This is a genomic window from Streptomyces sp. NPDC051322, from assembly GCF_040689485.1.
In the GTDB taxonomy this organism is placed as follows: domain Bacteria; phylum Actinomycetota; class Actinomycetes; order Streptomycetales; family Streptomycetaceae; genus Streptomyces.
The window spans coordinates 153,861-174,625 of sequence record NZ_JBFBAK010000009.1 but is presented as its reverse complement, the minus strand read 5'-3'; the positions used below and the strand labels follow the sequence as shown (position 1 = coordinate 174,625).

Annotated in this window: 17 protein-coding genes and 1 riboswitch; of the genes, 11 read left to right on the top strand and 6 right to left on the bottom strand. The window is 69.5% G+C overall.

From position 1 onward, the window contains the following. Positions 1-47 precede the first annotated feature (47 nt). The 4 genes from AB0436_RS21925 to AB0436_RS21910 all read left to right on the top strand — a co-directional run bounded on the left by AB0436_RS21925 (position 48) and on the right by AB0436_RS21910 (position 6,707). Complete coding sequence (locus AB0436_RS21925) at positions 48-1,859, top strand: ABC-F family ATP-binding cassette domain-containing protein (RefSeq protein WP_366469596.1); 1,812 nt, start codon at positions 48-50, stop codon at positions 1,857-1,859. 230 nt (positions 1,860-2,089) lie between these two features. Continuing rightward, positions 2,090-3,913, top strand: coding sequence for a PQQ-binding-like beta-propeller repeat protein (locus tag AB0436_RS21920; RefSeq protein WP_366469595.1), 1,824 nt, complete (start codon positions 2,090-2,092; stop codon positions 3,911-3,913). Positions 3,914-3,959: 46 nt separating this feature from the next. Then, complete coding sequence (locus tag AB0436_RS21915) at positions 3,960-5,825, top strand: PQQ-binding-like beta-propeller repeat protein (RefSeq protein ID WP_366469594.1); 1,866 nt, start codon at positions 3,960-3,962, stop codon at positions 5,823-5,825. Between the two features lie 186 nt (positions 5,826-6,011). Then, entirely contained in the window at positions 6,012-6,707 is a 696-nt protein-coding gene (locus AB0436_RS21910; protein WP_366469593.1) for a LuxR C-terminal-related transcriptional regulator, read from the top strand. A 32-nt stretch (positions 6,708-6,739) separates the two neighbouring features. Here the strand turns inward: AB0436_RS21910 and AB0436_RS21905 are convergent, their stop codons facing one another. Together AB0436_RS21905 and AB0436_RS21900 are read right to left on the bottom strand one after the other, a co-directional pair. Beyond that, positions 6,740-7,048, bottom strand: a complete 309-nt coding sequence (locus AB0436_RS21905; RefSeq protein WP_366469592.1) for a hypothetical protein — start codon at positions 7,046-7,048, stop codon at positions 6,740-6,742. A 15-nt stretch (positions 7,049-7,063) separates the two neighbouring features. Next, on the bottom strand, positions 7,064-8,734 hold the full coding sequence (locus tag AB0436_RS21900) for a sodium:solute symporter family protein (RefSeq protein ID WP_366469591.1): 1,671 nt from the start codon (positions 8,732-8,734) through the stop codon (positions 7,064-7,066). Positions 8,735-8,978: 244 nt separating this feature from the next. Between AB0436_RS21900 and galT the strand changes: the two genes are divergently transcribed. From galT to AB0436_RS21880, 4 genes are all read left to right on the top strand, one after another. After that, positions 8,979-10,040 (top strand): galactose-1-phosphate uridylyltransferase, encoded by a 1,062-nt coding sequence (gene galT / locus AB0436_RS21895; protein ID WP_366469590.1) that lies wholly within the window; start codon positions 8,979-8,981, stop codon positions 10,038-10,040. Beyond that, a complete protein-coding gene (galE, locus tag AB0436_RS21890) occupies positions 10,037-11,023 on the top strand; it encodes a UDP-glucose 4-epimerase GalE (protein ID WP_366469589.1) in 987 nt (328 codons plus the stop codon). Before galT ends, galE begins: the two co-directional genes overlap by 4 nt. Beyond that, complete coding sequence (gene galK / locus AB0436_RS21885) at positions 11,020-12,150, top strand: galactokinase (protein WP_366469588.1); 1,131 nt, start codon at positions 11,020-11,022, stop codon at positions 12,148-12,150. The genes galE and galK overlap by 4 nt, the downstream gene beginning before the upstream one ends. 250 nt (positions 12,151-12,400) lie before the next feature. Beyond that, complete coding sequence (locus AB0436_RS21880) at positions 12,401-13,276, top strand: response regulator transcription factor (RefSeq protein WP_366469587.1); 876 nt, start codon at positions 12,401-12,403, stop codon at positions 13,274-13,276. Here AB0436_RS21880 and AB0436_RS21875 read toward each other — a convergent pair. Further along, positions 13,235-13,732 carry a MarR family transcriptional regulator gene (locus AB0436_RS21875; RefSeq protein ID WP_366469754.1) on the bottom strand — a complete coding sequence of 166 codons (498 nt, stop codon included), beginning with the start codon at positions 13,730-13,732 and terminating at the stop codon, positions 13,235-13,237. The two genes, AB0436_RS21880 and AB0436_RS21875, sit on opposite strands and share 42 nt — an antisense overlap. Positions 13,733-13,835: 103 nt before the next feature. Here AB0436_RS21875 and AB0436_RS21870 point away from each other — a divergent pair, with 103 nt between their 5' ends. Then, positions 13,836-14,624, top strand: coding sequence for a trans-aconitate 2-methyltransferase (locus AB0436_RS21870; RefSeq protein WP_366469586.1), 789 nt, complete (start codon positions 13,836-13,838; stop codon positions 14,622-14,624). Next, on the top strand, positions 14,621-14,983 hold the full coding sequence (locus AB0436_RS21865; protein WP_366469585.1) for a VOC family protein: 363 nt from the start codon (positions 14,621-14,623) through the stop codon (positions 14,981-14,983). The genes AB0436_RS21870 and AB0436_RS21865 overlap by 4 nt, the downstream gene beginning before the upstream one ends. A gap of 275 nt (positions 14,984-15,258) precedes the next feature. After that, positions 15,259-15,434: riboswitch (TPP riboswitch) on the top strand. Between the two features lie 102 nt (positions 15,435-15,536). On the opposite strand, the gene AB0436_RS21860 is transcribed toward AB0436_RS21865, so the two are convergent. After that, entirely contained in the window at positions 15,537-16,226 is a 690-nt protein-coding gene (locus AB0436_RS21860) for a TetR/AcrR family transcriptional regulator (RefSeq protein ID WP_366469583.1), read from the bottom strand. Then, complete coding sequence (locus AB0436_RS21855; RefSeq protein ID WP_366469582.1) at positions 16,223-17,203, bottom strand: fatty acid desaturase; 981 nt, start codon at positions 17,201-17,203, stop codon at positions 16,223-16,225. Before AB0436_RS21855 ends, AB0436_RS21860 begins: the two co-directional genes overlap by 4 nt. 248 nt (positions 17,204-17,451) lie before the next feature. Here AB0436_RS21855 and ppc point away from each other — a divergent pair, with 248 nt between their 5' ends. Beyond that, on the top strand, positions 17,452-20,187 hold the full coding sequence (gene ppc / locus AB0436_RS21850) for a phosphoenolpyruvate carboxylase (RefSeq protein WP_366469580.1): 2,736 nt from the start codon (positions 17,452-17,454) through the stop codon (positions 20,185-20,187). 102 nt (positions 20,188-20,289) lie between these two features. Here ppc and AB0436_RS21845 read toward each other — a convergent pair whose 3' ends face one another. Next, positions 20,290-20,754, bottom strand: coding sequence for a hypothetical protein (locus tag AB0436_RS21845; protein ID WP_366469579.1), 465 nt, complete (start codon positions 20,752-20,754; stop codon positions 20,290-20,292). Between the last annotated feature and the right edge of the window lie 11 nt (positions 20,755-20,765).

Genomic DNA, 20,765 nt, shown 5'->3' with positions numbered 1-20,765 from the left:
CAGGCCAGTACGCTGGAGATCGATCCATCCCCTGCCCAGGAGCGTCAATGGCCGTCAACCTCGTCAATGTCGAGGCCGTCAGCAAGGTCTACGGGACCCGTGCCCTGCTCGACGGTGTCTCCCTCGGCGTCTCCGAGGGCGACCGCATCGGCGTCGTCGGCCGTAACGGGGACGGCAAGACCACCCTCATCCGGATGCTCGCCAGGCTGGAGGAGCCGGACACCGGCCGGGTCACCCACAGTGGCGGGCTGCGCAGCGGTGTGCTCACCCAGCACGACTCGCTGGACCCGCAGGCCACCGTGCGGCACGAGGTCATCGGTGACCTCGCCGACCACGAGTGGGCGGGCAGCGCCAAGATCAGGGACGTGCTGACGGGGCTGTTCGGCGGGCTCGACCTGCCGGGGTTCTCGCAGGGCCTCGACACCGTCATCGCCCCGCTCTCCGGCGGCGAGCGCCGCCGTATCGCGCTGGCCAAGCTGCTCATCGCCGAGCAGGACCTGATCGTGCTCGACGAGCCGACCAACCACCTCGACGTCGAAGGCATCTCCTGGCTGGCCGGACACCTGCGGGCCCGCCGGTCCGCGCTCGTCGTGGTCACCCACGACCGCTGGTTCCTGGACCAGGTGTGCACCCGCATGTGGGACGTCCAGCGCGGCACCGTGCACGAGTACGAGGGCGGCTACAGCGACTACGTCTTCGCCCGCGCCGAGCGGGAGCGCATCGCCGCCACCGAGGAGTCCAAGCGGCAGAACCTGATGCGCAAGGAGCTGGCCTGGCTGCGGCGCGGAGCTCCGGCCCGTACGTCCAAACCCCGCTACCGCATCGAGGCCGCCAACGAACTGATCGCCGACGTGCCGCCGCCGCGCGACACCTCCGAGCTGATGAAGTTCGCCAACGCCCGGCTCGGCAAGACCGTCTTCGAGCTGGAGGACGTCACCGTCCAGGCCGGCCCGAAGGTACTGCTGACCCATGTGACCTGGCAGCTCGGACCGGGCGACCGGATCGGTCTGGTCGGGGTCAACGGCGCGGGCAAGACCTCACTGCTGCGGGCGCTCGCCGAGGCGGCCCGCACCCAGGGCGAGGCGCAGCCGGCCGGCGGGAAGGTCGTCGTCGGCAAGACCGTGAAGCTCGCCCACCTCTCGCAGGAGGTCGCCGAACTCAAGCCGACGCTGCGGGTCCTCGAAGCGGTGCAGCAGGTGCGGGACCGGGTCGACCTGGGCAAGGGCCGCGAGATGACCGCCGGTCAGCTCTGCGAGCAGTTCGGCTTCTCCAAGGAGAAGCAGTGGACCCCGGTCGGCGATCTGTCCGGCGGTGAGCGGCGCAGGCTGCAGATCCTGCGGCTGCTGATGGACGAGCCCAACGTGCTCTTCCTCGACGAGCCGACCAACGACCTGGACATCGAGACGCTGACCCAGCTGGAGGACCTCCTCGACGGCTGGCCCGGCTCGATGATCGTGATCTCGCACGACCGGTTCTTCATCGAGCGCACCACGGACCGGGTGTTCGCGCTGCTCGGCGACGCGAGCCTGCGGATGCTGCCGCGTGGCATCGACGAGTACCTGGAACGCCGCCGCCAGGTCGTCGCGTCCCAGACCCCGGTGCCCGCACCGCCGGCGGCCAAGGAGGGTGCGTCCGGCGCCGCGTCCGCCAAGGACGGCCGCGCGGCGAAGAAGGAACTCCAGAAGATCGAGCGGCAGTTGGACAAGCTCTCCGACCGGGAGAGCAAACTGCACGCGCAGATCACCGAAAACGCCACGAACTTCGAAAAGGTGGCCGAACTGGACGGTCAACTGCGTGAACTGGCGGGGGAGCGCGAAGAGTTGGAACTGCGCTGGCTGGAGCTCGCCGAAGACGCCTGAGCCGCCCGGCCGGTTCGCGTAACGGCTCCATCACGGCCCGGTCCTCCCTTGGGAACAGGGGTGGACCGGCGCCTCGCACAGCGCTGTCCGAGTGATAGAAAGAACTCCCGCTCGACTGACGTTGATGTGTGGGATCCACACCCGATTCGCTCCTTTCCGGCGCCGCGTGCCGCCGGAATTGCGGGGGAGGCCGGTCGGGCAGTGGATCCCGCGTGAAGAGGTATGTGCTGATGACTCAGCCGCCCGACCAGCAGCCGCCGCAGGGCGGTTTCGGCGCTCCGCAGGATCCTCCGCCGGGAGGCTTCGGCGGTCCGCCGCCGCCGGCCCAGCCGCCGCAGATGCCGCCGCCTCCGCAGGGCCCGCCGCCCGTGCAGGGCCCGCCGCAGGGATCGCCGCCGCCCGCGCCGCAGGGCCCGCCCGCCGCGCCCGGACAGCCCCCGGCGCCGCAGCCCGGTTACGGCTACCCCCAGCAGGCGCCGCCGCCGCAGGCCGGCCCGTACGGCTACCCCCAGCAGGCCCCCGGCCCCTACGGACAGCCGCCGCAACAGGGACCGTACGGCCAGCAGCCAGGCCCCTACGGTTACCCGCAGCAGCAGTACGCCGGTGGCCCGGTCCCCCCGCAGGGCGGCGGCAAGGGGCCGTTCAAGGGCAAGCCGGCCGTGATCGTCGGCGCGGCCGTGGTGGCCCTGCTGCTCGTCGGCGGCGGGGTGTACGCCGCGGTCGGCGGTGGCGGCGACGACAAGAAGCCGGTCGCGAGCGACAGCAAGAACCCGGCCGAGCCGTCCGTTTCGGCCAGTGTCGACCAGGGCGACGGCAGCGGCGACGGACGCAAGACCGACGACGACCTCAACGCCGGCCGCAAGGCGGGCGAGGACAAGGTCCTCTGGCTGAAGACGAACGACGTCGCGCTGCCCGCGGACGGCGCCGAGAACCACGGAATGTGGTTCACCGGTGATGTTGTCGTGAAAGCCATGTACAAGAAGGTCACCGCCTACGGCGTGACCGACGGCAAGGAGAAGTGGAGTGTGCCGATCCCTCACGCGATCTGCGCCGCTCCACGGCAGACCACGTCCGACGGCAAGATCGTCATCGCCTACGAGAGCAATGACACCGAGAAGGCCGACTGCAACCAGATGCAGATGATCGACCTGAAGACCGGCAAGGGAGGGTGGAAGAAGCAGATCCCCGAGGAGGGCAGCTTCGACATCATGACCTCCGTCGAGCTTTCCATCTCCGGCAACACGGTCGCCGCCAGCCGGTTCGGCCTCTCCAGCGCCTTTTCGGTCAAGGACGGCCACAAGGTCTTCGGCGCGTCCACCGGGGCCTGCAGGCCCAACGCGTTCGCCGGCGGTCCGAAGCTGATCGCGGTCGAATCCTGCACCAAGGACGGCGAGTCGAACGCCAACCAGCAGGTGCAGGAACTCAACCCGGACAACGGCAAGTCCAAGTGGACGTTCGCGCTGCCGGCCGGCTGGGAGGTCAAGAGGGTCTACTCGGTCGACCCGCTGGTCATCTACTCGACCAACGAGAAGAAGAAGAGCTGGAACGTCTCGATCCTCAAGGCGGACGGGAGCAGGCGTTCGCAGCTGACCACCAAGGACAGCTTCGCGCCGGAGTGCGGACTCTCGATCATCTCGAGCGATCTGCAGGGCTGCCTCGGCACCGCCGCCGACGCCAACACGCTCTACCTGCCGACCGAGGTGAAGAGCGGCGCCAACGAGATCGTCGCCTTCGACCTCAACACCGGTAAGGAGAAGTGGCGTTCACCTGCGGCCGCCGACCGCACCATGCTTCCGCTGCAGGTGGACGGCGGTAACCTCGTCGCGTACCAGGAGCCCTCGTACGACGGTGGTGGCGCCGTCGTGAGCATCCCGGGGACCGGCGGCAAGCCGCAGACTCTGCTGCAGAACCCGGAGTCGACGGCCGACATCGAGAATTCCTTCTACTCGAAGTCGGTCTCCTATGTGAACGGCCGGCTCTTCATCATGACCGGCCAGGTCAGGGGCAAGAAGGGCGACACCACCGAGAAGACCATGATGGCCTTCGGCAAGTGAGCGGTCCGCACGTCCCGTCCTCCCCCTCGACAAAGGCAGAAACACGATGACGCAGCCGCCGCCCCAGCCACCCGAAGAACCACCGGCCGGGGGCTTCTCGAAGCAGCCCCCGGCCGGTGGTTACGGCGGTCCGCCGCCGCCCAACCAGCCGCCGGCCCCACCGCAGATGCCTCCACAGGCCCCGCCCGTCCCGCCGGCCGCCCCGCAGCAGCCTCCGCCGCCGGCCGCCCCGCAGCAGCCTCCGCCGCCGGGCGGCCAGGGTTACGGGCAGCCCCAACAGCCGCAGCAGCCGTACCAGCCGCAGCCGCCCACCGTGCAGGACCCGGCGTACGGCTATCCGCAGACTCCGCCCGCCCAGCCGGGCTACGGCTACCCGCAGAACCAGCCGCAGCCGCAGCAGCCCTACGGCTATCCGACGCAGCCGATGCAGCCCCAGCAGGCCGGCGGCGGCGGCGGCCGGAGCGGCGGTTTCACGTTCGGCATCGACGCCAAGATCATCACTGCGGCGGCGGTCGCCATCGTGCTGATCATCGGCGCCGGCTTCGTGTACTCGTCCAGCAAGGGCGACAGCAAGAACGACGTGTCGAGCGCGGGTCCCACCGGCGGCCCCACCACGGGCGACACGGGCGGAGCCAAGGGCGGCGGCGGCAAGGAGAAAGCGCCCGCCAACGTCAACTCCCGGGTGCTCTTCCAGTTGCCGTACCCCAAGGTCGCCGACGTGACCGGGGTCAACGGCTCATGGGTCACCGACACGCTGTACGTGAAGTCCGGGGTCAACAAGGTCGTCGGCTACGACGCGGTCAAGGGCACCCAGTCCTGGACGACGCCGCTTCCCGGCCCGCTGTGCGCCGCGACCGACCACATCAGCAAGGACAACAAGACGGTCATCGCCTTCCAGCCGAAGGTGCCGACCAAGACCAAGCAGTACTGGGGCTGCAGTGAGGTCGCCGCGCTCGACCTCAACACCGGCAAGCTGCTCTGGACGAAGTCGGCCAAGGACGGCGATGAGAAGGTCAGCTTCGACGAGGTCACGCTCGGCGGCGGCACGGCCGCGGCCGGCGGCACCGGCGGCGGCGCCGCCTGGGACCTCGAAACGGGCACCCAGCGCTGGGCGCCGAAGGCCAGCGCCGACCAGTGCGAGGACCGCGGTTACGCCGGCGGGGACAACCTGGTCGCCGTGCGCAGCTGCGGCGACTACGACCACCCGCAGGTCAGCGTGCAGGTCCTGAACCCCACGTCCGGTGCGCCGACCGCCACGTTCAAGATGCCGTCCGGTGTTCAGTACGCGCACGTCGTGTCCACCAAACCGCTGGTCGTCGCCGCGGACGTCGGTGACACCGCCGGGGACGGCAGCGGCATCTCGGACTACTTCTCCATCGACGAGAAGACCGGCAAGCAGCGGGCCCGCATCTCCGCCGACGCCGACACCTACGCCGGTAAATGCGGCAGCACCGAAGTGGAGGACTGCCACAACCTGGTGGTGGGCAACGACCGGCTCTACGTCCCCACCGAGCAGCACGACGGGGCCAGCGGCGACGTCGGCCAGACCAACGAGATCGTCGCCTTCGACCTGGCCACCGGCAAACTGGTGAACGGCAAGGCCTCGGCGGGCAAGGGCTACACGGCGTACCCGGTGCGGATGGACGGCAGCAACGTCATCGCGTACAAGACGGGCCCGTACGACAAGGGTGGCCAGGTCACCGGCATCGACGGCTCGACGTTCCAGCAGACGCTGCTGATGAACAACCCGGCCGACGAGGCGGTCCGCAGGGCGGAAGCCGGCTTCCTGCCGGACTCCTCGGAGATCCGCTACGCGGGCGGGCGGCTCTACCTCGCCGACGACCTGATCAGCGAGCCGTACGGAGACTCGGACGACAAGACGTACCTGGCCATCGGCTTCGGCACCAGCTGATCCGCAGGCCTGTGAAGGGGGTGCGGCCCGACCGGGCGGCACCCCCTTCGGCACGGCCCGTGCGAAGCGGAGTGGGCTTCTGTCCGGTAATGACCGCGCCAGGTCGAACCAGCGTGTAGCTTGCCGGGGCAGGAACGGCCGGTTCGGGGGCGGCCACGGGGTGCAGGGGAAGTGGGGGATTGCTCCATGGGCGTGCGGCTCATGGTGGTCGACGACCACCGATTGCTCGCCGAGGCGCTCGCCTCGGCGCTGAAACTCCGCGGGCACCGGGTGCTCGCCGCCGCCGCCCCCACCGGGGGAGCGGCGGAACTGGTGGTGAGCAGGGCGCCCGAGGTGTGTCTGTTCGGTACGGCACTCCCCGCCGAGCCCGGCGCCTTCGACCCGATCGTCCGGATCAGGGCGGAGCGCCCGCAGGTAGCGGTGGTGGTGCTGGGACCGGTGCCCAGTCCGCGCGGGATCGCCGCCGCCTTCGCGGCCGGCGCTTCGGGTTACGTCCGCCATGACGAGCGTATCGAGGGCGTCGAGCGGGCCATGGTGCAGGCCAGGGCGGGAGAGGCGGCGGTGGCCCCGGCGCTGTTGCAGGGCGCCTTCGCCGAACTGCTCAACCCGGCGGCCCGGCCCGACGACGAGGGGCAGCGGCTGTTGCGGATGCTCACCCCGCGCGAGGTCGAGGTCCTGGTGCGGGTGGCCGAGGGGGACGACACCCGGCTGATCGCCGCGGCGATGGGGATCGCGTCGAGCACCGCGCGGACCCATGTGCAGCGGCTGCTGATGAAGCTGGGCGTCGGGTCCCGTCTGGAGGCGGCGGCGCTCGCGGCCCGCACCGGGCTGCTCGACCGGGTGGCGGCGGACATGCCGAAGGGGCCGGACCTCGCCGAGTGACACGCGGAGGTCCGGCCCCTTCGGCGGGCGGTCTAGGCGTTCTTCGGGTCCTTCGGGTCCTTCAGAAGGAGCTCGTTCCGGGTGGGCGGCGCCGTCGGGCGGAGCTTCAGCCAGACCAGGAAGAACAGACCGAGGGCGAGCATCGCGAGCCCCGTCCAGAGGTTGATGTTGATCCCCTGGGCCTTCTTGAGATCGGCGTCGGACACCGTGGCGCCGGCGATCGTCACGATGACCCCGTAGACCACGAACAGGCCGCCGATGATCCGCCGGATGTCGAAGAGGCGGGCCGCGGTCGCGGACTTGCGCTCCAGGTCGGAGACTTCGTTCTGCAGTTCAGACATGGTGGGTGCCTCCGATCAGAGCGAGTAGGGCAGGTAGCAGAGGGCGGCAAGGACGATCGCGCCCCAGCCCAGCAGGGCCGGCTTGCGGTACCACGCGCTGTCGCCCTCCTCCGGGACCTCCGGCGCGTCCGGCGACTCCGTCCCGTACACCAGACCGGCCAGTTCGGCCTCCGGCTTCGGTGCGGTGACGAGCGTGACCGCGACCATGACCACGGCGCCCGCGACGAAGCCGACGATCGCCGAGACGAAGTTGGCGCCCTGGTCGCTCGGGAAACCGATGATCCCCTGCTTGTAGAACACGAAGTAGTTGACCATCGCGGCGCAGGTGCCGGCGACCAGCCCCCAGACCCCGGACTTCATCGACGCGCGCTTCCAGAACATGCCGATGATGAAGACCACGAACATCGGGACGTTGAAGAAGGAGAAGAGAGTCTGGAGGTAGCTCATGATGTTGGAGAAGCTGGCTGCGATGAACGCCGTGCCGATGGAAGCCAGCACGCCGACCGCCGTGATGAGCCGCCCGAACCGCAGGTAGTACGCGTCGGGCTTGTCCTTCTTGACGTACCGCGCCCAGATGTCCGTCGTGAAGACGGTGTTGAACGAGGAGACGTTGGCGGCCATACCGGCCATGAACGCGGCCAGCAGACCGGTCACCGCGATACCGAGCACGCCGTTCGGCAGCAGGTTCTGCATCAGCAGCGGAATGGCGTCGTTGTACGTGAGGTCCGAGCCCGCGGTGCCGATCCGCGGTGCGACCACGGCGGCGACCATGCCGGGGATCATCACCAGGAAGACGATGAAGATCTTCGGGAACGCGGCGATCAGCGGGGTGCGCTGGGCGGCGGACAGGTTCTTCGCCGACAGGGCGCGCTGCACCTCCGCGAAGTTCGTCGTCCAGTAACCGAACGACAGCACGAAACCGAGTCCGAGGATGATCGTCAGCCAGTTGGCGCCCAGCGGGTTCGCCTGGCCGATGGCCGTGCCGCCCCAGGCGGACATGAAGTTGTGACCGTGGCTCTTCTCCAGGGTGTCCGAGAGCCCGTTCCAGCCGCCGACCTTCTTCAGGCCCAGGATGGTGAGCGGGATGAGCGCGGCGAGGATGACGAAGAACTGCAGCACCTCGTTGTAGATCGCCGAGGAGAGGCCGCCGATGGTGATGTAGACGAGGACGAAGAGGCCGGCGACGACGATCGCGACCCACTGCGGCCAGCCGAGGAGCGCCTCCACGACGATCGACAGGGCGTAGAGGTTCACACCCGCGATCAGGATCGCCGCGAAGGCGAAGAGTATGGAGCTCAGCAGATGCGCGGATTTGTCGAAGCGCTGCAGCAGGAACTCGGGTACGGAGCGCACCTTCGACTTGTAGTAGAAGGGCATCATCACGAGGCCGAGGAAGACCATCGCGGGGATGGCGCCGATCCAGTACCAGTGGACGACGGCGACGCCGTACTGCGCGCCGGTCGCGGCCATGCCCAGGATCTCCGTCGCGCCGAGGTTGGCGGCGACAAAGGCCAGGCCGGTGACCCAGGCGGGCAGTGAGCGGCCCGAAAGGAAGAAGTCGAGGCTGGTCTTCACGCTCGACCTGGCTGCGAAGCCGATGCCGAGGACCACGACGAAGTAGATCGCCAGGATGGTGTAGTCGAGCCCGTTGGTGGGGAGCCGGAGCCCGTCAGCCAGGTATTGCATGCGTACTCGCTTCGTTGCCAGAACTGATCCTTGCGGAATCTACGCGTCCGTGTTCAAAAAATGAACAGTTCTCTGGTGTTCTTTGTTTGATTGTGATCGGGTCGTCGAAGATGGGCGGGGTGAGCAGGTGCGTGCCACGCGTGGCCCCGGTCACATTCGCACCGGCCTACCCATTGACTGTTCTGTTTACTTGTGGTTTGTTGTGTGCGGTTCTGTTTGTTGGGAGTGGGCTAGGAGCGCCAGCGTGAAGAAGACATCGACCCGGCTTGCCGACGGTCGTGAGCTGCTCTACTACGACTCCCGGGACGACACCGTCCGTGACGCCGTGGACCGGCGGCCCCTCGACCCGGTGGCCACCGCGTCCGAGATCCGCACGGATCCGCTGCTCGGGGACTCGGTCGCCGTCGCATCGCACCGCCAGGGGCGCATCTACCACCCGCCGGCCGACGAGTGTCCGCTCTGCCCCTCGCGGGACGGCCGGCAGAGCGAGATCCCGGACTCGGACTACGACGTCGCGGTCTTCGAGAACCGCTTCCCCTCGCTCGCCGGGGACTCCGGACGCTGCGAAGTGGTCTGCTTCACGTCCGACCACGACGCGTCCTTCGCCGACCTGACCGAGGAGCAGGCCGGCCTCGTCCTCGAGGCCTGGACCGACCGGACCACCGAGATGGCCGCACTCGACCAGGTCAAGCAGGTGTTCTGCTTCGAGAACCGCGGCAAGGACATAGGCGTCACCCTCGGCCACCCGCACGGCCAGATCTACGGCTATCCCTTCATCACCCCGCGCACCGCACTGATGCTCCGCTCCGCAGCGGACTTCCTGGAGAACAGCGGCGGCCGGAACCTCTTCGACGAGACGGTGGCCCGCGAGCTGGCCGACGGCGTGCGTGTGGTGCTGGAGGGCGAGCACTGGGTGGCGTTCGTGCCGTACGCCGCGCACTGGCCGTACGAGGTGCACCTCTACCCCAAGAAGCGCGTACCCGACCTGCGCCGCCTGGACGACGCGGCGCGCACAGAGTTTCCACAGCTGTATCTGGAACTCTTGAGGCGCTTCGACCGGATCTTCGGCGAGGGCGAGCCGCCCACGCCCTACATCGCCGCCTGGCACCAGGCGCCCTTCGGCGAACTGGAGGACTTCCAGCTCGACCGGAACGAATTCGCCCTGCATCTCGAGCTTTTCACCATCCGGCGCACGTCGGGCAAGCTGAAGTTCCTCGCGGGTTCCGAGTCGGGCATGAACGTCTTCGTGAATGACGTGCCGCCGGAGACCGCGGCCGAGCGACTGCGAGAGGTAGCGAGCAAGTGAGCAACAAGTACCTGGTCACGGGAGGCGCGGGTTATGTGGGCAGCGTCGTCGCCGCCCACCTGCTGGAGGCCGGCCACGAGGTGACCGTGCTCGACGACCTCTCCACCGGTTTCCGTGCGGGCGTCCCGGCCGGCGCCACCTTCATCGAGGGCCGCATCCAGGATGCCGCCCGCTGGCTGGACTCCAGCTACGACGGGGTGCTGCACTTCGCCGCCTCCTCCCAGGTCGGCGAGTCGGTGGTCAACCCGGAGAAGTACTGGCTGAACAACGTCGGAGGCACCACCGCGCTGCTCGCCGCGATGCGCTCGGCGGGCGTGCGCACCCTGGTCTTCTCCTCGACCGCCGCGACCTACGGGGAGCCGGCGACCGTACCGATCAGGGAGAGCGCCCCGACCTCGCCGACCAACCCGTACGGCGCCACCAAACTGGCCGTCGACCACATGATCAGCGGCGAGTGCGCGGCGCACGGCCTGGCCGCCGTCTCCCTCCGCTACTTCAACGTCGCGGGCGCGTACGGGGCGTACGGGGAACGCCACGACCCCGAGTCGCACCTCATTCCGCTCGTCCTCCAGGTCGCGCAGGGCCGCCGCGACACCATCTCGGTGTACGGCGACGACTACCCGACCCCGGACGGCACCTGCATCCGCGACTACATCCACGTCGCCGACCTGGCCGACGCCCACCTGCTCGCCCTGCGCGCGGCCGAGGCGGGCAGCCACCTGATCTGCAACCTCGGCAACGGCAGCGGCTTCTCGGTCCGCGAGGTCATCGAGACCGTCCGCAAGGTCACCGGACACCCGATCCCGGAGATCATCGCCGACCGCCGCGGCGGTGACCCGGCCGCACTGGTCGCCTCCGCGGACACCGCACGCGAGCGGCTGGGCTGGAGCCCGTCGCGATCCGACCTGGCCGGCATCGTCGCCGACGCCTGGACCTTCGCTCAAACTGTGTCATCTCAAAGCATGGGAGTTGCTGAGGCATGAGTTTCGAGGAGCTGTACGGATCCGCCCCCGAGGGCACCTGGGCCGCACCGGGCCGGGTCAATCTGATCGGTGAGTACACCGACTTCAACGAGGGCTTCGTGATGCCGCTCGCGCTGCCGCACACGGCGGTCGCCCAGGTGTCCCGCCGCGACGACGGTGTGCTGCGGCTGTACTCGTCGGACATCGAGGGCGGCATCGTCCAGCTCCGCATCGACGAACTCGAACCGCTCGCCAACGCCAGCTGGGCCGCCTACCCGGCCGGCGTCGTCTGGGCGCTGCGGGAGGCGGGCCACCCGATAGCCGGCGCGGACATCCACCTCAGCTCCACCGTCCCCACCGGCGCCGGACTCTCCTCGTCGGCGGCCCTCGAGGTGGTCACCGCGCACGCCCTCAGCGACCTCTACGAACTCGGCCTGAGCTGCCAGGACCTGGCGGTCGTCGCACAGCGCGCCGAGAACGCCTTCGTCGGCGTGCCGTGCGGAATCATGGACCAGACGGCCTCGGCCTGCTGCACCGAGGGCCACGCGCTGTACCTCGACTGCCGCGACCTCTCCACCCGCCAGGTGCCCTTCGACCTGGCGGCGCACGGCCTGCAACTCCTGGTCGTGGACAGCAGGGTCAAACACGCCCTGGGCGACGGCGCCTACGCGGAGCGGCGCGCCGGCTGCGAGGAGGGCGCCCGGATCCTCGGTGTCCCCGCCCTGCGCGACATCCCGTACGAGCAGTTGCCGCAGGCCCTGTCGCAGCTCACCGACCCGAAGGTGCGCGGATACGTCCGCCATGTGGTCTCCGACAACCACCGGGTCGAGCGCACCATCGCCCTGCTCGACGCGGGCGACGTCCGCGCCGTGGGCCCCGTCCTCACCGAGGGCCACGCCTCGCTCCGTGACGACCTGTTGATCTCCTGCGAGGAACTCGACCTGGTGGTGGCGTCCGCGAACGCGGGCGGAGCGCTGGGCGCACGGATGACCGGCGGCGGATTCGGCGGCTCCGCCGTCGTCCTCGTCGACGCGTCGCACGCGGCGGCGGTGACGAAGTCGGTGACCGAGGCGTTCGCCGCGGCCGGCTACACCGAGCCGCGCGTCTTCGAGGCGACCCCCTCGGCTGGCACCCGACGCCTGTCGTAGCGGGGGCGCCACCCGCCCGACTCGCCCAGTTCCGCGATTCCCCCTCCGCCGCCGCGCCCCCGCCGTACGCTGAAAGGCAGCACCGGTGGGGGCCGGTGTTGTTCAGGGGTCGAGACAGTGTCGGGTACGACGCTCCGGAGCGGAAGGCAGCAGCGACTGCGCGGCGGCGGCCGTGCGACAGCAGCGATCCGCGCCGGGCGCCGTACCCCACACCGAACCCGCCCCCTGAAGACGCAGCCTGGGGGTTCATGTGGTCCGTGTCCGGGTTCTCGTGGTCGACGACCACCGCATCTTCGCCGAGTCGCTCGCCGCGGCCCTCGCCGCCGAGCCGGACGTCGACGTCATAGCAACGGGCAGTGGCCCCGCCGCGCAGCGCTGCCTGGCGAGGGCCGCCGCCGAGGGACGACGATTCGACGTGCTGCTGGTCGACGCCGACCTCGGCATCACGGCGCCCCGGGGCGCCACCGTCGTCGTCCCCCACCCCAGGGAGCCGACGGAGCATACGGAGCCTGCCGAGAGCACCGACCGAACCGAACGCGCCGAGCTCACTGAGTGCACCGAGCTCGCCGGAAGCGGCCCGGCCGACGGCATCTCCCTGGTGGCGGGGGTGCGCGAGAGCTTTCCCGCCGCCCGTATCGTCGTGCTCGCCGAGAAGGACGACCCGCGCAGAGCCGCCCTGGCACTGCAGGCCGGGGCGTCGGGCTGGGTGGCCAAGGACTGTTCGCTGCAGCGGCTGCTCGCCGTGATACGCGGCGTGCTGCGGGGCGAGACGCACCTGCCGCCCGCGCTGCTCACCGGCGTCCTGCGGGAGCTGACCGCGGCCCGTAAGCACCGCTCCGAGAGCGAACTGCTCGTCGAGTCGCTGACCCCGCGCGAGCGGGAGGTGCTGCGGTGCATGGTGGCAGGCCTGGGGCGCAAGGCGGTCGCCGAGCGGCTCTTCCTCTCCCCGCACACCGTGCGCACGCACATGCAGAACGTGCTGGGGAAGCTGGGCGTGCACTCCACGCTGGCCGCGGTGGCGCTCGCCCGAAGGGCCGGCGTCGGACCGGCGGACCTGGCGGCGGCCGGTCCGCCGGCCGCCGCACTAGCCGGGAACGTTGTCGAACGGGGCGGTCAACCGGCGTAGCAGACCGGCCAGTTCACCCCGCTGACCGCGCGACAGCTCGACCAGCAGCGCCCGTTCCTGGGCGAGCAGCCCGGCCAGCGCCTGGTCCGCCCGGTCCCGGCCCTCGGCGGTGAGCCGCACCAGCACACCGCGCCGGTCGCTCGGGTCGGGCAGCCGCTCGACCAGGCTCTTGGTGGCCAGTCGGTCGATACGGTTGGTCATGGTGCCCGAGGTCACCAGCGTCTGGGTGAGCAATTGCCCCGGTGACAACTGATACGGGGAGCCGGCCCGGCGCAGCGAGGTCAGCACGTCGAACTCCCAGGGCTCCAGGCCGTGCTCGGCGAACGCGAGGCGGCGGGCCCGGTCGAGATGGCGGGCAAGCCGGGACACGCGGCTGAGCACCTCGAGTGGTTCCACATCGAGGTCAGGGCGCTCTCGGCGCCACGCAGCGACCAGACGGTCGACCTCGTCCTCCATATCGATCAGTGTAAAGGGTGCCTCGACATGAAGTCTCTTGTTGTCGACTATCTCGATGACAACTATCTTGACATCGAGATAGATTCCGGGGAAGGCTGATCCCATGACCGCACCCACCTGGGACCCGCAGCAGTACCTGCGCCACGCGGACCACCGCACGCGCCCCTTCCGCGACCTCCTCGCCCGTATCTCCGGCGCCCCCGCCCGGATCGCCGACCTCGGCTGCGGCGCGGGAAACGTCACCGCACTGCTCGCCGAACGCTGGCCGCAGGCCCGTATCACCGGCTTCGACAACTCCCCGCAGATGCTCGAGCAGGCCCAGCGGTACGCGGGCCCGCTGCTCGACTTCGCCCACGCCGACGCCACGACCTGGACACCAGACGACACCTACGACCTGATCGTCTCCAACGCCCTGCTCCAATGGGTCCCCGGCCACACCGACCGCTTCCCCGACTGGCTGAACGCCCTCACCCCCGGCGGCACCTTCGCCTTCCAGGTACCCGGCAACTTCACCGCGCCCAGCCACACGCTCCTCGCCGAACTACGCGAGTCCCCCCGCTGGAAATCCCGGCTCACCGGCGTCGGGGACAGGACGGCCGCCGTCCTCGACCCCGCCGCCTACCTCGCCCTCCTCGCCGACCTCGGCTGCACGACCGACGTCTGGGAGACCACCTACCTCCAGCTGCTGACCGGCGACGACCCCGTGCTCGACTGGGTCAAGGGCACCGCCCTGCGCCCCGTCCTCACCGCGCTGGCGCACGACCCGGAAGCGACATCCGCCTTCCTCTCCGCATACCGCGACCTGCTGCGCACCGCCTACCCGGCCGGCCCGCACGGCACGGTCTTCCCGTTCCGCCGCATCTTCGCCGTCGCCCGCAAGGCAGCGCGATGATCGCCGCCATCGACCATGTGCAGCTCGCCGCCCCGCCCGGCACCGAGGACCGGCTCCGCGCGTACTACGCCGGCGTGCTCGGCATGACGGAAATCCCCAAGCCGCCCGCCCTGGCCGCCCGCGGCGGCTGCTGGTTCCAGGCCGGCCCCGTCCAGCTGCACCTCGGCATCGAGGAGGACCACCGCCCCTCGGCGAAGGCCCACCCCGCGCTGCGCGTCACGGACATCGGGGCCTACGCGGAGCGTCTGGAGACACGCGGCGCCCGGGTGGTGTGGGACGGCGACCTCCCCGGCCACCGCCGCTTCTACTCCTGGGACCCGGCCGGCAACCGCATCGAGTTCCTGCAGCCGGTGAGCTGACCTCGGCCTTTCGGCGGATCGGACCACATCCGGCACTGTCCGGGCGCAGCGGCCCACGGCGTGGCGGCATCGCGTGTGCCCCAGTGGCGCACACGCCCATTGGCCGGGCGTCGGGGAAGCGGGATTCTCGGCCGGCCCTTTTACGGTAGCGGTCGGAACTCCGAATGCGTCATCACCATGGGTGACAGCGGGCCGGTGCGCCGATCTGCGTCGGAAAAATCGCTGTTCCACCCCTTTTGTGCCGAGTTGGGAGTGCTAACCTGGAGACAGGCCTACGGGACGTATGAGGGAGTTCAACCGTCGTAGCCGACTCTGGCGGAGAGCGAGTTTCCGCCGTTGCCGACGTCGACGGTCGGGCTGAGAGGCCGGAAGGTCAGGAGACGAGACCGGAAGGCGACCCCCAGCACCTGATCCGGACAATGCCGGCGAAGGGAATCCGTCTCGTAGGTCGCTCATTCGGATGACCCGTTCCTTCCCCGCATGACCGACGCCCCGCTCCACCGCTCGAAGCGGTGGGGCGGGGCGTCGTCGTCGACTCGGGCTCCCGGAGGCGTCAGCTCTTGCGGTGGCCTATCAGCCGCGGCTTCGGCTCCAGGTTCTCCAGCCCGTGCCAGGCCAGATTCACCAGATGCGCCGCCACCTCCGCCTTCGGCGGCTTGCGGACGTTCAGCCACCACTGGCCGGTCAGCGCCACCATGCCCACCAGGGCCTGCGCATACAGCGGGGCCAGCTTCTGGTCGAAGCCGCGGGCCTTGAACTCGCTGCCCAGGATGTCCTCCACCTTCGTGGCGATATCACTGATCAGCGAAGCGAACGTACCCGTCGACTGGGCCACCGGAGAGTCCCGCACCAGGATGCGGAAACCATCCGTGTACTCCTCGATGTAGTCGAGCAGCGCGAAAGCGGCCTGCTCGCACAGCTCCCGCGGATGGCCCGCGGTCAGCGAACCGGTCACCATATCGAGGAGCCGGCGCATCTCGTGGTCGACCACCACCGCGTACAGGCCCTCCTTGCCACCGAAGTGCTCATACACGACCGGCTTGGAAACCCCCGCCTTCGCGGCGATCTCCTCCACCGACGTGCCCTCGAAGCCCTTCTCGGCAAAGAGGACGCGGCCGATGTCCAGCAGCTGTTCGCGGCGTTCCTTCCCGGTCATACGGACCCGGCGGGTCCGCCGGGACGCGGTCGGCCGGCGCTTGTCGCCGCTGGTACTGCTGCCTTCGATCGCCACGTCTGTCATCATGCCGTTTCTGTGAGCTCGCTCTTGCGCCGGGCATCGATACGCGAAGCGGACGGCCAGCGCACGTCGTACGCCCAGCCCAGCTGCTCGAACCAGCGGATCAGACGGGCGCTCGAATCGATCTGGCCGCGCAGCACACCGTGCCGGGCGGACGTCGGATCCGCGTGATGCAGGTTGTGCCAGGACTCCCCGCAGGACAGCACCGCCAGCCACCACACGTTGCCCGACCGGTCACGGGACTTGAACGGACGCTTGCCGACCGCGTGACAGATCGAATTGATCGACCAGGTGACATGGTGCAACAAGCCCACCCGCACCAGCGAGCCCCAGAAGAACGCCGTGAACGCCCCCCACCAGGACATCGTCACCAGACCGCCGACCAGCGGCGGAATCGCCAGCGACAGAGCCGTCCAGTAGATGAAGTTCCGGGAGACCCAGCGGATCGCCGGGTCCCGGATCAGATCCGGGGCGTACTTGTGCTGCGACGTCTGCTCCTCGTCGAACATCCACGCCATATGGGCCCACCACAGACCCTTCAGCAGCGCGGGAAGCGTCTCCCCGTACCGCCACGGCGAATGCGGGTCGCCCTCCGCGTCCGAGAACTTGTGGTGCCTGCGGTGATCCGCCACCCACCGCACGAGAGGACCCTCGACGGCGAGTGAACCCATGACGGCCAGGGCGACACGGAGCGGACGCTTCGCCTTGAACGAACCATGGGTGAAATAGCGGTGGAAACCGATCGTGATGCCATGGCAGCCGATGTAGTACATCGCCACCAGCAGACCAAGATCCAGCCAGCTCACGCCGCCGAAACTCCAGGCCAGCGGAATCGCGGCCACCAGGGCCACAAACGGCAACACGATGAAGAGCAGGAGGGTGACCTGCTCGATGGAACGTTTGTTGTCTCCGCCCAGAGTCGCGGAGGGAAGCCCGGACGCGGTAGTCCGGGCGTCGTCGATCAGATCGGGGCCATTGCTCATAGGGACGTCCCCTGTGGGGTGAGGAATACGGCTGATGCCCGGCTACGGTTCCGTAACCTACGGCCTCGTAAGTATGTCAGCGACCGGCCCCGCGGCAAGAGCGCCACAAAGGGGCGCGACCGACCCGACCGGGCGGGCACCTATCCTGTACGCGTGTCGTCGGACAGCGCGGTCCGTTCTGTGACTTCTGGGCCATCACACCCAGACCCCCTTTGCCAGTCGTGCCAACACTGCAAGGAGCCGCACCTGTGAGCAGTGCCGACCTGACCCCCGCCCCCTCAGCCAGCCCCGAGCTGCGTGCCGATATCCGCCGCCTCGGCGACCTGCTGGGCGAAACCCTCGTACGCCAGGAGGGCCCCGAACTCCTGGAACTCGTCGAACGCGTCCGCGCCCTCACCCGTGAGGACGGCGAAGCAGCCGCCGAGCTGCTCGGAGACACCGGCCTGGAGACCGCCGCCAAGCTCGTACGCGCCTTCTCCACCTACTTCCACCTGGCCAACGTCACCGAGCAGGTCCACCGCGGACGCGAACTGCGCGCCGTACGCGCCGCCGAAGGCGGCCTGCTCGCCCGCACCGCGGACCGGCTCAAGGACGCCGACCCCGCCCACCTGCGCCAGACCGTCCAGCACCTCAACGTGCGCCCGGTCTTCACCGCCCACCCCACCGAAGCCGCCCGGCGTTCCGTACTCAACAAGCTGCGACGCATCGCCGAACTCCTCGAAACCCCCGTCATCGAGGCCGACCGGCGCCGGCACGACCTGCGCCTCGCCGAATCCATCGACCTCATCTGGCAGACCGACGAGCTGCGCGTCGTACGCCCCGAGCCCGCCGACGAAGCCCGCAACGCCATCTACTACCTCGACGAACTCCATGCCGGAGCCGTCGGCGACGTCCTCGAGGACCTCGCCGCCGAACTCCAACGCGTCGGCGTCGAGCTGCCCGCAGGCACCCGCCCGCTCACCTTCGGCACCTGGATCGGCGGCGACCGCGACGGCAACCCGAACGTCACACCCGCCGTGACCTGGGAAGTGCTGATCCTCCAGCACGAACACGGCATCACCGACGCCATCGAGCTCATCGACTACCTGCGCGGCCTGCTCTCCAACTCCATCCGCTACACCGGCGCCACCCAGGAACTCCTCGACTCGCTCCAGCTCGACCTGCAGCGGCTCCCCGAGATCAGCCCCCGCTACAAGCGGCTGAACGCCGAAGAGCCCTACCGGCTCAAGGCCACCTGCATCCGCCAGAAGCTCGTCAACACCCGCGAACGCCTCGCCAAGGGCACCCCGCACCAGGACGGCCGCGACTACCTCGGCACCGCCGAACTCGTCAACGACCTCACCCTCATCCAGACCTCCCTGCGCGAACACCGCGGCGGACTCTTCGCCGACGGCCGGATGGACCGCACCATCCGCACCCTCGCCGCATTCGGCCTGCAACTCGCCACCATGGACGTACGCGAACACGCCGACGCCCACCACCACGCCCTCGGCCAGCTCTTCGACCGGCTCGGCGAGGAATCCTGGCGCTACGCCGACATGCCCCGCGACTACCGTCAGAAGCTCCTCGCCAAGGAACTCAGGTCCCGGCGCCCCCTCGCCCCCACCCCCGCACCGCTCGACGCGGCAGGCGAAAAGACCCTCGGCGTCTTCCATACCGTCAAGCAGGCCTTCGAACGCTTCGGGCCCGAAGTCATCGAGTCCTACATCATCTCGATGTGCGCAGGCGCCGACGACGTCTTCGCCGCCGCCGTCCTCGCCCGCGAAGCCGGCCTCATCGACCTGCACGGCGGCTGGGCCAAGATCGGCATCGTGCCGCTCCTGGAAACCACCGACGAACTGCGCGCCGCCGATGTCATCCTCGACGAAATGCTCGCCGACCCCTCCTACCGGCGCCTCGTCTCGCTGCGCGGCGACGTCCAGGAAGTCATGCTCGGCTACTCCGACTCCTCCAAGTTCGGCGGCATCACGACCAGCCAGTGGGAAATCCACCGCGCCCAGCGCCGGCTGCGCGACGTCGCCCACCGCTACGGCGTACGACTGCGGCTCTTCCACGGCCGCGGCGGCACCGTGGGCCGCGGCGGCGGTCCCTCGCACGACGCGATCCTCGCCCAGCCCTGGGGCACCCTGGACGGCGAGATCAAGGTGACCGAACAGGGCGAGGTCATCTCCGACAAGTACCTCGTCCCCTCACTCGCCAGGGAAAACCTCGAACTGACCGTCGCCGCCACCCTGCAGGCCTCCGCCCTGCACACCGCGCCCCGCCAGTCCGACGAGGCACTCGCCCGCTGGGACGCCGCCATGGAGGTCGTCTCCGAGGCCGCCCACAACGCCTACCGCAAGCTCGTCGAGGACCCCGACCTCCCCGCGTACTTCTTCGCGTCCACCCCGGTCGACCAGCTCGGCGAACTGCACCTCGGCTCCCGCCCCTCCCGCCGCCCCGACTCCGGCGCCGGAGTCGACGGGCTGCGCGCCATCCCCTGGGTCTTCGGCTGGACCCAGTCACGGCAGATCGTGCCCGGCTGGTTCGGCGTCGGCTCCGGACTCAAGGCACTCCGCGAAGCAGGACTCGACACCGTCCTGGGCGAAATGCACGAACAGTGGCACTTCTTCCAGAACTTCATCTCCAATGTCGAAATGACCCTGGCCAAGACCGACCTGCGGATCGCCCGCCACTACGTCGACACCCTCGTGCCCGACGAGCTCAAGCACGTCTACACCGACATCGAAACCGAACACGAACTCACCGTCCGCGAAGTCCTGCACGTCACCGGCGGCGAAAAGCTGCTCGACTCCCACCCGGTCCTCCAGCAGACCTTCGGCATCCGCGACGCCTACCTCGACCCGATCTCCTACCTCCAGGTCTCCCTGCTCGCCCGCCAGCGCGCAGCTGCCGCCCGCGGCGAAGAACCCGACCCGACACTCTCCCGGGCCCTGCTGCTCACCCTCAACGGAGTCGCCGCCGGCCTGCGCAACACCGGCTGACCCCTCCCGCAGGACTCCGGTCCACGACAACGCCCGACCACCGAGGGGCGGGCCCCATCAGCCGATGGGGCCCGCCCCTCAGGCGTGCACAGCCGCTCCCGCTCACAGCGCCACGAACGCCGCCACCAGCAACCCCGCACCCGCCACCCCGGCCACCCACGCCGTACGCGTCATCCGCAATCCCCCGGCCACCACCAACGCCGCCAGCAGCAGCGCCCCGCCCAACGGAACCCAGGCATGCAACGCCCCCGCCGCCCCCGTCCGTATCGCCTCGTGCGACCCCGGACGGACCACCACCGGCAGCCGCTCACCCTTCTTCGCCGCAGTCGACCTGTCGATCCACAACCCCGCATGCGGCGCGGAACCGGCCGACGGCACATACCGCCCCGTACACACCTTCCCCGTGCAGGAACTCACCGTCAGCGAGCCGTGATCACGGCCCTTCGCCAGCAGCACATGCTGCGCCGTCCCCCACGACGACCAGAACCCCGCAACGACGATCAGCACCGCGACACAGCCCAACACTGCCCGGCCCGCATACAACAGGACGCCCCGACTCCGCTTCATGCAGCGCGATC